Annotated in this window: 9 protein-coding genes and 2 pseudogenes; 8 read left to right on the top strand and 3 right to left on the bottom strand. The window is 66.4% G+C overall.

The genetic code is table 11. The features are described 5' to 3' along the window. Positions 1-5: 5 nt before the first annotated feature. Entirely contained in the window at positions 6-1,109 is a 1,104-nt protein-coding gene (locus tag DAETH_RS16340; protein WP_264777785.1) for a LacI family DNA-binding transcriptional regulator, read from the bottom strand. A 377-nt stretch (positions 1,110-1,486) separates the two neighbouring features. Here DAETH_RS16340 and DAETH_RS16335 point away from each other — a divergent pair, with 377 nt between their 5' ends. The 5 genes from DAETH_RS16335 to DAETH_RS16315 all read left to right on the top strand — a co-directional run bounded on the left by DAETH_RS16335 (position 1,487) and on the right by DAETH_RS16315 (position 8,893). After that, positions 1,487-3,490, top strand: a complete 2,004-nt coding sequence (locus tag DAETH_RS16335) for a beta-galactosidase (RefSeq protein WP_264777784.1) — start codon at positions 1,487-1,489, stop codon at positions 3,488-3,490. Next, positions 3,487-4,611, top strand: a complete 1,125-nt coding sequence (locus tag DAETH_RS16330) for an arabinogalactan endo-1,4-beta-galactosidase (protein WP_264777783.1) — start codon at positions 3,487-3,489, stop codon at positions 4,609-4,611. The genes DAETH_RS16335 and DAETH_RS16330 overlap by 4 nt, the downstream gene beginning before the upstream one ends. Before the next feature lie 61 nt (positions 4,612-4,672). Continuing rightward, a complete protein-coding gene (locus DAETH_RS16325; protein ID WP_264777782.1) occupies positions 4,673-5,857 on the top strand; it encodes a sugar ABC transporter substrate-binding protein in 1,185 nt (394 codons plus the stop codon). A 185-nt stretch (positions 5,858-6,042) separates the two neighbouring features. Further along, positions 6,043-7,449, top strand: a complete 1,407-nt coding sequence (locus DAETH_RS16320) for an ABC transporter permease subunit (protein ID WP_264777781.1) — start codon at positions 6,043-6,045, stop codon at positions 7,447-7,449. 37 nt (positions 7,450-7,486) lie between these two features. Next, positions 7,487-8,893, top strand: a complete 1,407-nt coding sequence (locus DAETH_RS16315) for a sugar ABC transporter permease (RefSeq protein ID WP_264774362.1) — start codon at positions 7,487-7,489, stop codon at positions 8,891-8,893. A 406-nt stretch (positions 8,894-9,299) separates the two neighbouring features. Here DAETH_RS16315 and DAETH_RS16310 read toward each other — a convergent pair whose 3' ends face one another. Further along, complete coding sequence (locus DAETH_RS16310) at positions 9,300-9,923, bottom strand: TetR/AcrR family transcriptional regulator (protein ID WP_264777780.1); 624 nt, start codon at positions 9,921-9,923, stop codon at positions 9,300-9,302. Between the two features lie 281 nt (positions 9,924-10,204). After that, positions 10,205-10,913: pseudogene (locus tag DAETH_RS16305) on the bottom strand (IS6 family transposase). A gap of 193 nt (positions 10,914-11,106) precedes the next feature. Here DAETH_RS16305 and DAETH_RS16300 point away from each other — a divergent pair. The 3 genes and pseudogenes from DAETH_RS16300 to DAETH_RS16290 all read left to right on the top strand — a co-directional run. Next, entirely contained in the window at positions 11,107-11,826 is a 720-nt protein-coding gene (locus DAETH_RS16300; protein ID WP_264777779.1) for a hypothetical protein, read from the top strand. 9 nt (positions 11,827-11,835) lie between these two features. Next, positions 11,836-12,027, top strand: a complete 192-nt coding sequence (locus DAETH_RS16295) for a hypothetical protein (RefSeq protein WP_264777778.1) — start codon at positions 11,836-11,838, stop codon at positions 12,025-12,027. 65 nt (positions 12,028-12,092) lie between these two features. Next, positions 12,093-12,599: pseudogene (locus DAETH_RS16290) on the top strand (IS6 family transposase); the annotation flags it as partial. Between the last annotated feature and the right edge of the window lie 7 nt (positions 12,600-12,606).

Raw genomic sequence — 12,606 nt, 5'->3', positions numbered from 1 at the left:
CCCCGTTAAGTCCGGCCCGGGGGCTCCTGCCCTCCTGCTCCCTCCAGATGGCGTTGCAGGAGGTGCAGGGCGTCTTGCAGTCGCAACCGCTCACCCGAGCGGGGGGCGGCGGTGCTGGCCCGCACCACCAGTGCAGGCCGGGTCAGCGTCATCCTCGGTGGGTCCTGTCCGCCCAGCAGGGCCTTGAGATGGTGAAAAGCCCGCTGGCCCAGCGTGGGAAAGTCCTGCCGGACCGTGGTGAGGGGGGGGATCAGCAGCGCACTCTCGGCCGTGTCGTCGTAGCCGATCACCGAGACGTCGCCGGGCACGCTCAGGCCCCGCTCCCAGAGGGCCCGGAGCACGCCCACCGCCATCTGATCGTTTCCGACCAGCAGCCCCGTGAAGCTCACCCCGGAGGCCAGCAGCGCCAGGGCTGCCCGGTAGCCGCTCGCCGGGCTCCAGTCGCCCTCCTGCTCGGCCACGAGGGTGAGGCCGCGTCCCCCCAGCACCTCCCGCCAGCCCTGCAAGCGGGAGTGTTCGGCCACCGCGTCCTGGGGAGCGTGTATGCAGGCGATGCGGGTATGCCCCAGGTCCACCAGATGCCGGGCGGCCAGCGCGGCGCCATGGTACTGGTCGAGCAGCGCCGCACTCACGGGAGCGTCAGCGGGCACGTCCATAAAGACGCAGGGCAGATCTGGAAAACGCCGGGCGATCTCGGCGGCGTCCGCGCCGCTCAGCGAGGCGTTGATCAGGACCCCATCGACCTGGCGCTCCTTGAGGGTCCGCACCGTCTGCGTGACTTTTCCCAAACCGTAGCCGGGCACGATGGAGACGACCAGGCTGAAGCCCGCTTCCCGCGCGGCCCGTTCGATGCCCGAGGTGAGTTGCGACGGGGCGTGCAGCGAGATGTCGTTGGTGGCGAAGCCGATGGAGTGACTGCGCTGCCGCGCCAGCCCCTGGGCCAGCCGGTTGGGAACGTAGTTCAGGTGGCCCACCGCCTCCATCACCCGGGCGCGGGTACGGGCCGCCACGGGACCCTGGTTGTTGACGACGCGCGAGACCGTCTGCTGAGAGACCTCCGCCATCTCGGCCACATCTGCCAGCGTGGCTGCCTTTCCCCCTGTCTTCACGCATGCCTCTATGTGTTAAGGCTAACACACGAGCTGATGTCGTGGAGGTCAAGCGAGGTTTGGTCCCACCGCCCAATGCTGTCCGGTTCATGAAGGGGGCGTACCCCACAGGGTGTCGTGAGTCATTAGGGCAAATTTGGCCTCCTGGTCATGCTTTCTAAGCAGCTTCACCAAACCGCATGGAACATTCCTTGAACTGGGGAGGACCCGTGCCTGTCGAAGGTAAGTCAGCGCACGAGTGTTAGCCTTAACATCCCCTACCTTCTGGTCATCAGTTTGTCCGCAAAGCAGGCCTCCCAGCCTTGCTCCATCACCGTGCCCGTGCCGTGGTCCGGCGTCACTGCCCATCCCCGGTGTGGCGGTCCGCAGAGGTGTCTATGCCCCGAACGTTCCCCCTCTACCTCTCCCACCTCGAACTCGGGGTCTGCGATTACCCGGAGCATGTGCCGCAAGACCGCTGGGCCGGGTACGCCCGGGCACAACGGGCGCTGGGCCTGCGGTTCGTGCGTCTCGCGGAGTTCGCCTGGAGCCGCCTGGAACCCCGGCCCGGAGAGTACGACTGGGCCTGGCTGGATGAGGCCCTAGAGACCTACGCGGCGGCGGGCCTCCAGGTCGTCCTGTGTACCCCCACGGCGGCCCCCCCGGCCTGGCTGATCGCCCAGCATCCCGAAGTGCTGCCCCAGGGACGCGCGGGCGAGCTCAAGACCTTCGGCTCACGGCGACACTACGATCCTTCCAGCCCGGTCTTCCGTGACCATTCCCGCCGGATCACCCGGGCGATGGCGGAACGCTACGGCGAGCACCCGGCGGTCGTGGGCTGGCAGACCGACAACGAGTTCGGCTGGGGGGACACCGCGCAGAGTTACACCCCGGCGGCCCTGACCGCCTTCTGGCGCTGGCTGGGGGAACGCTACGGCACGGTGGAGGCGCTGAACGAGGCGTGGGGCAACGTCTTCTGGAGCATGGAGTACGGCGACTTCGAGCAGATTCCCCTGCCAGGACAGGCGGTGGCCGAAGTCAACCCGGCCCACGCCCTGGACTTCCTGCGCTTTTCGAGTGACCAGATCGCCACGTTCCAGGAAGAACAGGTCGTCATCCTCCGGGAGTGCTCGCCGGGGCGGTTCGTGACCCACAACTACATGGGCTTTTTCAGCGGCTTCGACCACTACCGGGTGAGCCGGTGCCTGGACTTCGCCAGTTGGGACAGCTACCCGACCGGGACCCTGGAGGCCGTGGGGGAGTGGGGGCTGGCCGAGCCGGAGCTGATGCTGGACTTTGCCCGGACCGGCCACCCGGACGTGACTGCCTTCAACCACGACCTGTACCGGGGCATGGTGAAGGGGAGCACAGGGAAGGACGATCCCCCCGGCTTCTGGGTGATGGAGCAACAATGCGGACAGGTGAACTGGGCACCGTCCAATCCGCTGCCCGCCCGGGGCGCGGTGGAACTCTGGACCGCCCAGGCCTGGGCCCACGGCGCGGATGTGGTGAGCTATTTCCGCTGGCGCGCGGCGACCATAGCCCAGGAAGTCCTGCACTCCGGCCTCCTGCGCCACAACGAGCGGCCTGACCGAGGGTACGCAGAGGTCGCGGCGCTGGACACGGCGCAGTTCCCCACCGGAGACGTGCCCGCCAAGGTTGCCCTGCTCCACGACTACGAGAGCTTGTGGCTGTACAACATGCAGCCCCACGCCGAGGGGATGAACTACTGGGCGCAGACCTTCGCCTACTACCGCGCCCTGCGCTCCCTGGGCATGGACGTGGACGTGGTGCACCCGGAGAGTGACCTGAGCGGCTACGCGCTGATCGTGGCCCCGGCCCTGACGATGATGACGCCCCAGCGGGCCCGGCATCTGGAGACGGCCGCCGGGCGCAGCACACTGGTCTTTGGGCCCCGCACCGCCTTCCGCACTTCGTCCGGTCGCACGCCCGAGGAGGGCCAGTTCGGTGAGTTGAGCACGCTGGTGGGCGCCTCACTCTCGAACTACGACAGCCTGCGCCCCGGAATGGGTCAGGAAGTGGAGGGGACGGAACAGCCGCCGCATCTGGCCCAACACTGGGCGGAGAGCTACGAACCTGGGGGAGCACAGACGCTCTGCCGCTACCGGGGCGGCCCACTGGATGGGGAAGCGGCGGTCATCCGCCACGGGAACGTCACGGTGATCGGGGCGCACAGCGAGACCCTGATCACCGAGGTGCTGGAGGAGCGGCTCAGGGCCGTGAAGCTGCGCCCCACGCGGCTCCCCGAAGGGGTGCGCCTCTCCCGGCGCGGCGGGGTCACGCTGCTTCAGAACTGGAACGGCCACGCCGTGACCTGGCAGGGGCTGGAGCTGGCCCCCGTCAGCACCCGCCCACTTCAGCTCTCGGAGGTGCCCGCATGAAGAGTGTGCTGAACTCCCGCCCCCATCTGTCGGTGCTGGGCCTGCTCACCCTGGCCCTCGGTGCCTGCTCCTCCGAGCGGTCCAGCCCGGCGGCGCTGAGAGCGCAGGCCACCGCTCCCAGCGAGTGGATCAGGGGGATCGACGTCTCCGAGGCCCGGGGAGCGGAGGCGGCAGGAGTGCAGTTCAGGGACCGGGACGGCACCGTCAAGCCCGCCCTCCAGCTTGTCACCGACCACGGGTACAACTGGGTGCGCGTGCGGCTGATGGTGGACCCGGACGGTCGGTACGGCCTGTTGCAGGACCTGCCCTATGTCAAGGCGGTCATGCAGGACGCCAAGGGACGCGGGCTGAAGGTGCTGCTCGACTTACACTACTCCCACTGGTGGACTGACCCCGGCAACCAGTGGACACCCTCCCGCTGGGCCGGGCAGGACGTGAACACCCTCGCCAGTTCCGTCTACAGCTACACGAAGGACGTGATCACCGGGCTCCGCGCTCAGGGCACCGCGCCAGACATGGTTCAGATCGGCAACGAGATCAATGGCGGGATGCTGTGGGAGAACGGGCGCATCGCCAACATGGCGAACTTCGTCAAGCTCACCAACGCCGGGGCGAACGCGGTGCGGGACGCCAGCGGCGGCAAGGCCACCATGCCGCCCATCATGGTCCACCTCGCCAAGACGGGGGACGCCGCCCAGACCGTAGCCTGGTACCAGGCGTTCATCAACGCGGGCGGCTGGGTGGACACCATCGGGTTGTCGTACTACCCCATGTGGCACGGCGACTTCTCAGGCCTCGGCAGCACCATCTCGGCCCTGCGCTCGAACTTTCCCTGGGCGAAGGTGTACCTGGCCGAAACGGCCTTCTACTGGGATCAGAACCAGGGCGGGTACACCAACCTGCCCTACCCGCAGACCCCGCAGGGGCAGTACGACTATCTTAAAGCTCTCACCCCGGTCGTCCGGAACGCCGGAGGCAGCGGCATCTTCTACTGGGGAGCCTTCTGGTCCCAGAGCAGCAGATGGCTGATGGCCCCCGACTGGACCGATGACGACGCCTCACGCCGCTCCCTGTTCGACGACGCTGCCCGCGCGACGGTCGGCATCGACGGCCTGAACTGACTTAACCACCCACTTCGCCAGAACCCGGAGCAGTCCGGGACTGAGCCCCAAGGAGAGTGCCATGAAAAAGATGCTCGTTCTGATGTCCCTGGCCCTGGCGGGCAGCGCCAGCGCCGCCAACCTCACCGTCTGGAGCCACTTTACCGACGCCGCCGAGGTGTCTTGGCTCAAGGCCCAGGCCGACGCCTACAGCAAGGCCAGTGGGAACAAGGTCACCATCGTGAGCCTGCCGCTCGACCAGATCCCCGACAAGCTGATCCAGGCCGCCCCCAAGGGGCAGGGGCCCGATATGGTCGTGACCCTCCCGCAGGACCGCTTCGGCCAACTGGCGGCGGCGGGCGTGATCGAGCCGATGGACAGGTACGTCGTGAGCAAGACGGACCTCGACCGAACCGCCGTGCAGGCCATGACTTACCGGGGCAAGCTCTTCGGTCTGCCGATGTTCGCCGAGTCCGTAGCCCTGATCTACAACAAGAAGCTGGTCCCCAAGGCCCCGACCACCTGGAACGAGTTCATCAGCGCGGCCCAGAAGAACACCGGAAACGGCAAGTTCGGCTTCCTGGTCGATCTGGGCAACGCCTACGCCAACTACGGCTTTTTCAGCGCCTACGGCAGCTACATCTTCAAGAACAACGGCGGCACCCTGAACGTGGGGGACGTGGGGATCGGCAACGCTGGCGCCCAGAAGGCCCTGTCCTTGATGAACGACCTGCGCTACAAGTACAAGCTGGTGCCGGAGGGCGTGTCCGCCGACGCCGCCAAGAGCGCCTTTGTAGACGGGCGGCTGGCGATGGTCGTGACCGGGCCCTGGGACATGGGCGACATCAAGAAGGCCGGGATCGACTACGGCATCACCACCATCCCGACGCCTCCCGGGGCCACCGGGAAATGGGGGCCGTTCGTCGGAGTGCAGGGCGTCGTCATCAATGCCTATAGCAAGAACAAGGGTGCAGCGGCGCAGTTCGCCAAGGCGCTGGTCACCAGCCCGGCGCAGTTCGCCTTTAACCAGGCGGGCGGGCGCATTCCCGTGAGCCTCGCGGCGCGGACCCGGCTCAAGGCGGACCCGGTGGTGGCGGGCTTCGGCAAGGCGATCTCGGCGGGAACCCCCATGCCGAACGTGCCGGAGATGGGAGCGGTCTGGGGGCCGTGGGGCAGTGCCGTGGCGCAGAGCGTGCAGAAGCCGAGCCCCAACTACGCCACGATCCTGGCGAACGCCCTGAAGGAGATCAAGGGCAGCATCAAGTAAGGCGCCCGCCCTGGAACAGCGGACGGGAGAGCCCCCTCCCGTCCGCTTTGCGGCAAGTGCCCTTCCCTTATCCAAAAGCTGACTGTGTTGACCGGAGCAGAGGAAGTTGCTCTCAGGGCAGCCATCGGCCAGCTTTGTTGGATTTCTGCTGCCATCCAGTTCGGCGTCACCTCGTAAGGACAACCATGACCGTAACCCTACCCGCTGCTCCCCGGCAGTCCGCCACGCCCCCCGAGGGCACGCGCGGGGTGCTGCTGGCCGTCCTCGTGCTCGCGCTGCTGCTCGGAGGCGCCGCGCTGTTCGGCTGGCTCCTCTCCAGCCTGACGGCACGGTTCCTGCCTGGTGCCCCGCCCTACATCATCCTGGTCTATGGCCTGGCGGCCCTGGTGGTGGCGATGCCCTTCGTCGCCCGCCGGTTTTTCTGGATCACCACCTGGTACTACCTCTTCCCGGCGCTGGTGTTCCTGGCGGCCTTCACGGTGCTGCCAGTGGTCCTGACCGTAAATTACGCCTTCACCAACTACAGCGGTCAGAACAGCGGCAACCCCGACTCGGCGGTGCGTACGGAGGTGCGGCTGAGCCCGGAGCGCCGCACCGTGACTCTGGCGGAGACACCTGAGGCTACCTCTGTTCAGGAGTATCTGCGCTGCAAGGCGGTGAACTGCGCGGACGCCTCGCTGGCGCTGCTTGACGAGGAGGCCGCCCTCCCGTTGCGCGTGAAGATCATGGCGGTACAGGGCAAGACCCTGACGCTCGTCGCCCCGGTGCCCGACACCTTCCAGCCGGTGTCGGCGACGCGCATCAACAGTTACGGCTACGTGGGGCTGGCGAACTTCCAGGAGATCTTCGCCAAGGCGAGCACGGCGCTGATTCCGGTCTTCGTCTGGACGGTGGTGTTCGCCTTCTCCACGGTGGTGCTCAACGCCGTCGCCGGGCTGATCCTGGGCATCCTGCTGTACAACAAGCGGCTCAAGGGCCGCAACATCTACCGCACGCTGCTCTTCTTGCCGTGGGCGATCCCGACGGTGATCAGCGTGCAGATGTGGGTAGCCCTGTTCAACCAGCAGTTCGGCATCGTGAACAAGACGCTCGGGCTGCTGGGGTTGACCGCCGTGCCGTGGCTGGGCGATCCCCTGTGGGCCAAGATCAGCATCCTGTTCGTCAACCTGTGGCTGGGCTTTCCGTACATGATGACGGCCACCATCAGCGCCCTCTCGACGATCAACGAGGACCTCTACGAGGCCGCGAGCATCGACGGGGCCAGCCGCTGGCAGCAGATCACGAACATCACGCTGCCGCTGCTCAGAACCTCCTTCACGCCGATTCTGCTGTCGGCCTTCGCCTTCAACTTCAACAACTTCGGGATCATCTACCTGCTGACCCAGGGCGGCCCCCCGCAGGAGGGGCGCGAGAGCACGGCGCAGAGCACCGACATCCTGCTGTCGTGGGGGTACAACACGGCCTTCGCCTCCTCGGGCGGGCAGAACTATTCGCTGGCAAGCGCGATTGCGCTGATCATCTTCTTCTTGACGCTCGCGATCTCGCTGGTGAACTTCCGGGCGGCGGGCGTGTTTCGGGAGGCCCGCAAGTGACCGGGGTCCCGCGTCCATTCCCGCAGGAGGTCCCCGTATGACCGCCACGCCGACGCCCACTCCCGGCAGCGGGCCGGGCCGCTCTTCCTCTCCCCTGCCGCCGGGCGGATATGTTCATCACGAGCCAGGCCCCCTGCGGCGGGCGCTGCCCTGGACCGTGCTGGCCGCGCTGGTGCTCGGCCTCGGCGTGTTGGGGTATTTCCTGGCGCGCAATATGGAGGGGCGGCCCCGCAGCTTCACGATCTATTTCATCGAGGGCGGCTGGATTCGCTTCCTGCTGTTCCTGCTCGCGGCGAGCGGGGTGCTGGCCCTCACCAGCCTGATCGGGCAACGCATCGGGCAGGCTCGGACGGGGCGCAAGGTCAGCTACGCGGCCGTGCTGGGTGACCAGCTCACGCACCTCTTTCTGATTCTGGTCGTGCTGGTGGCGATCTACCCCCTCTTCTACGTGCTGCTGGCAGCCTTTGACCCCCGCAACAGCCTCTTCGCGTTCCCGGACTTCAGCAACCCGAACATCCTGTACCGTTCGGGGCTGCTGCCCAACCTGAACGTCCTGAGCCTGGAGAACTTTCGGCGGCTCTTCGACGGGGTGACCATCCCGGGCTGGCAGATCGTTCTGGCAGTGATCGGCGGGGCGGCCCTGGCCGCCCTGCTGCTGCTCACGCTGAGGGGCCGCCTGGGCGGCGAGTCGGCGAGGTTGACGAGCGCCCGCACCTGGGTGATGCGCATATTGATCGCTGCGCTGGCCGTGCTGGTGGTCTTCATGACACCCGCGCAGTTCACCGGGCCGGGCAACGAGAGCAAGTTCCTGCTGTCGGTGCGCAACACCCTGCTGGTGTCGGGCATCACCGGCGCCCTGGCGATCCTGCTCTCCACCTCCGCCGGGTACGCGATGGCCCGTCTGCGTTTTCCGGGCCGCTTCCAGACCCTGCTGTTTTTCATCTTCATCCAGATGTTCCCGGTCTTTCTCGCGCTCGTCGCCGTGTATACCCTGATGGTGCTCCTCGGGCTGAACAACACCTTCACCGGGCTGATCCTGGCGTACTCGGGCGGGGCCATCGCCTTCAACACCTGGATCTTCAAGGGCTACGTCGAGAGTCTCCCCGAGTCGCTGGAGGAAGCCGCGATGGTGGACGGGGCGACCCGCTGGCAGACCTTCCTGCGGGTGGTGCTGCCGCTGTCGGGGGGCATCCTGGTGTTCATCTTCCTGAACCAGTTCATCGGTACGTACGCCGAGTTCATCCTGGCGAACGTGCTGCTGACCGGGGTGGAGAAGTGGACGGTGGGCGTGATGCTCCTGAGCTTCACGAGCGGCCAGTTCTCGACCAAGTGGGGCATCTTCGCCGCCGCCGCCACCCTCGGGGCGCTGCCCATCGTGGCGCTGTTCTACGGCTTCCAGCGCTACTTCGTGGGCGGCACGATGGCGGGCGGCGTCAAGGAGTAAGGGGCCCATGATTCGCCTCGTTCAACCGCATCTGCGCTCCTGCGGTGACTCAAGGGCCCGGGCGTTTATACCAGGAACGTTCCCATCTGTTGGCTCGCCCGCTGAGGCCAGGGCGAAGGGCTAAGCGTACGATTCTGCGTGGATCGTGTCGCTACCCCAGCACGGCCATCCACCCCGACCGCGCTCCGTGTCCCAGGTTCTCGCTCTGCTCGGTCCCCATGGACGGCCGCGCACGCCGGTGGGTGACACCGCTCCCCCGCTCCGCAGCTCTTCAACATCGCGCTGGCCCAACGTGAACCGGTGACCTGGCCAGACGACATCCCCAACGGCCACGAGGGGAATCGGTAGCCGTACCCCGACTCCCTGCCGGGGGAACCTTCCAGCTCCAGGGCACGTTGGCGCTCGATCAGGGCCAGGGGGTGAGGCCGGCCAGTCGGTTGGTCAGGCGCTCCAGTAACTCCTCGGGCCAGGGAAACAGAGAGGCGGCGGTGCGCAGTTGGGCCAGGCCGTGGAGCGCCACCCACAGCGCCGCCGCGTCGGCCGTGGGATCGGTGCTGGTCGAGCGCCCGGCCCGAACACAGGCCCTGAGCGTCTCGACCAGCAGCGCGAACACGTCGAGCCCGAGGTCGGCGGCCTGAGGCTGCACGCTGGGCGCCTGCCGGGCGTTCCACAGGCCCCCGAACAGGATGCGGTAGCGTTGCGGGCGCTCCAGGGAGAAGTTCAGGTACGCCTGGCAGAACGCCCGCAGCCGGGTCACCGGTTCCGGCCCCGCCCGGTCCAGCGCCGCCCCCAGTTCGGCGCCCAACTCGGCAAAGGTCTGCTGCACCACGGCGAGCAGGATCGCGTCGCGGTCGGCGAAGTGGTTGTAGATCGACGGGGCCGAAATGCCGACGATCCGGGCGATATCGCGCAGGGTCACGGCCCCCTCACCTCCCCCGTCCAGCAGTTCGGCGGCGGTGCGCAGGATGTCCTCGCGCAGGCGTCCACCCTCACCGCGACGGTTGCGGGGTCGTGTCTTGGGCTGGCTCACCCCTCCACTGTACAGATTTGTACTAAGCATGTATACTAACAGCGCAAGTTAAGCGGTCAGGCACATTGAGCGCAGAAGTCGGCGACGTAAGGAATTCAGAGCTTCGACCGGGAGGGGGCCGTGTGAACACGCTTCAACCCTTACCGAGAAAGGGTCTGGGTGGAAAGTGGTCTGCCCCCCAAAAACTGGGCGAAACTGACTGAAGATCATCGGCTCGCTCCGTGGGGTTCCGGCAACTTAACCTCAGCGGGGCCGGAGTAGCTCAGCAGGCGGCTTGAAAATTAAGCCGCCTGCTGCATCGCCTCTCGGCAGAGGAGAAGTGCTGCGGTTTGGTTGCTTCGTCGGACGAGGGCGGGGACGGTGGTTCGAGTGTCGGTGAAGATTCGAGAGTCGAGCGTGGAGGTTGAGGAATTCCTGAGTCCGCCTTCGCCGTTGAAAGCCGAACTGACTGCGTTCCTGCTGCCGTGCCCTGCGATGCGATTGCTCGACCAGATTGTTGCAGCGGGCCGTGGACACGACCCCGACGTGCTCCACAGCGTGGAGCACGGGGAGTTCCCGCAGGGCCGCCCTGTAACTCCACAGCTTGTCGGTGTAAATGACCTCTGGGACGTCGTACTCGCTCAGCAGGCGGACGAAAAAGGACCCCGCCGCCCCGGTATCTCGGTGTTCCTGGAGGAGGATGTCCAGCACGTCCCCACGTTCGTCGACCGCCCGCCACAACCAGTGATGGACTCCGCCGACCTTGCCGCACATCTCGTCCAGATGCCACCGGGAACCCCGGCGGGGTTCTCGGTGGCACAGTTCCTCGGTGAGGAGGGGAGCGAATTTGACGTTCCCCTGCCGCAGGGTCTCGTGACTGATCACGACGCCGCGCCCTTGCAGCAACTCTTGGACATCACGCTGGCTGAGGGGGAAGCGGTAAGAGAGCCGGAGGGCGTAGCCGATGACGCTGAGGGGAAAACGGTGGCGGTAGGGCTTCCGGTCAGTCACAGCTCACCACCCTACCGGCGTTAAGTTGCCAGAACCCCAGAACCGTTACCACAATGGTCACCCACCAGGGTGGCGGAGCGGTCACTTCTCCCTTCACTGCGGACACCCTCTGTCTCCAGGGAGCGACGCCTGAAGTGGTTTCGCGGACAACGTCCGCTGTTCGCGTGCCCGATACTGGGGCGACCGTTTCCCCATGATCGACCGAGCCAACGCCAACACCACCGCCATCGAGGACGTTCCCCTCCCCCGGCACGATTACCGCACCTACCTGGATGGGCCGCTGGACGAGCGCCTCGCCCGCCTGGTGACCAGGTTGAGTCAGGAACACCGTCCGGGGCGCGGGGTGCCGCAGCTCCTCGTTGCTCCGGACGATCAGGTGCTGCGGGCAGTGTGCAGCGTCCTTCGCGTTGCCTACGATGACGCTAGGGTAACCACAACCTTCTACGTCTGGCCCGCGCATGCCATCGTCGTGACTCCTGGCCTCACCGCCATGTTGAATCACCCGGACGTGCGTTCGAGGCTGTGTGGCCTCCGGTTCCTGCTTCACGAATGGTGGCATGCCCTTCGTACAGACAGGCAGCGGGTCTACGGTCTGGAGGAGGGTGGGGCGGAACTGTTCGCGGACCGCATGCTCGAAACCCTGACCGGGGTGGACGGAAGCCTGCGCCGCATTCAGGTCTACCGGGGCCTGGTGACCGGAGTTCTGAGGCTCGGAGAACGCCGCAGGGGCACGGGCGCGGCCCTGGCGTGGGCCTGGGAGTCGAGGACCACCCCCGACGTGAAGGCCTGGCTGACTGGTGAGTTGACTGCGCTTGGTGTCAACCACCCTGATATCGCACCCATCATCGGGTACAGTGAGACTACGGGTGGCAGTTGGGCACAGCTTGTGGAACAGGCCCTGCCCGGCAGGTAAGGAGGGGAAATGGAACTGCTCAAGAGTGCGGTGTGGCAGACGGCGAAGAAGACGCTGAGGTCCATACCCGATTTCTCCTACAACGCCGAACGCATGGCCCGGCGCCTGGCCGACCAGATCGAGTGCGAGTCTCCCGCTGACGAGGTCGACCAGGACCTGCGGCAGCTGCTGAAGGACATTCCGGGCGTCATCGTCATCTGAGCCACCCCGCGGGGTGGCTTTTTCGTAGTGGTTCTGGCAAGTTAAGGCGAGTAGGGTGGTGAGCTGTGTCTGACCGGAAGCCGTACCGCCACCGATTCCCCTTGAGCATCGTCGGCTACGCCCTGTGGCTGTACCACCGCTTCCCGCTCAGCCAGCGTGACGTCCAAGAGTTGCTGCAAGGGTGCGGGATTACCGTCAGCCACGAGACCATCTGTCAGTGGAACATCAAGTTCGCTCCCCTGCTCACCGAGCAACTGCGTCACCGGGAACCCCGACGGGGTTCCCGGTGGCATCTCGACGAGGTCTGCGTACCGGTGGGAGGGGTTAAACATGGGCTGTGGCGGGCTGTGGACGAGCACGGCACGGTGCTTGACCTCCTGCTCCAGCATCACCGGGAGTCGGAGGCGGCGCGGACCTTCTTCACCCGACTGCTGGGTGAGTACGAGGTTCCGGAGGTCATTCATACCGACAAGCTCTGGAGTTATGGGGCGGCGATCCGGGAACTTCCCGTGCTCCACCCTGTGGAGCACATTCAGGTCGCTAGGGCGGCCCACTGCAACAACCTGATCGAATAATCCC

The organism is Deinococcus aetherius, from assembly GCF_025997855.1.
In the GTDB taxonomy this organism is placed as follows: domain Bacteria; phylum Deinococcota; class Deinococci; order Deinococcales; family Deinococcaceae; genus Deinococcus; species Deinococcus aetherius.
This window is presented reverse-complemented; position numbering and strand designations above follow the sequence as displayed.

Excerpts from the sequence above, each read along its gene's own strand:
- DAETH_RS16335 (WP_264777784.1), top strand. The coding sequence starts at position 1,487 with ATGCCCCGAACGTTCCCCCTCTACCTCTCCCACCTCGAACTCGGGGTC.
- DAETH_RS16330 (WP_264777783.1), top strand. The coding sequence starts at position 3,487 with ATGAAGAGTGTGCTGAACTCCCGCCCCCATCTGTCGGTGCTGGGCCTG.
- DAETH_RS16325 (WP_264777782.1), top strand. The coding sequence starts at position 4,673 with ATGAAAAAGATGCTCGTTCTGATGTCCCTGGCCCTGGCGGGCAGCGCC.
- DAETH_RS16320 (WP_264777781.1), top strand. The coding sequence starts at position 6,043 with ATGACCGTAACCCTACCCGCTGCTCCCCGGCAGTCCGCCACGCCCCCC.
- DAETH_RS16315 (WP_264774362.1), top strand. The coding sequence starts at position 7,487 with ATGACCGCCACGCCGACGCCCACTCCCGGCAGCGGGCCGGGCCGCTCT.
- DAETH_RS16300 (WP_264777779.1), top strand. The coding sequence starts at position 11,107 with ATGATCGACCGAGCCAACGCCAACACCACCGCCATCGAGGACGTTCCC.
- DAETH_RS16295 (WP_264777778.1), top strand. The coding sequence starts at position 11,836 with ATGGAACTGCTCAAGAGTGCGGTGTGGCAGACGGCGAAGAAGACGCTG.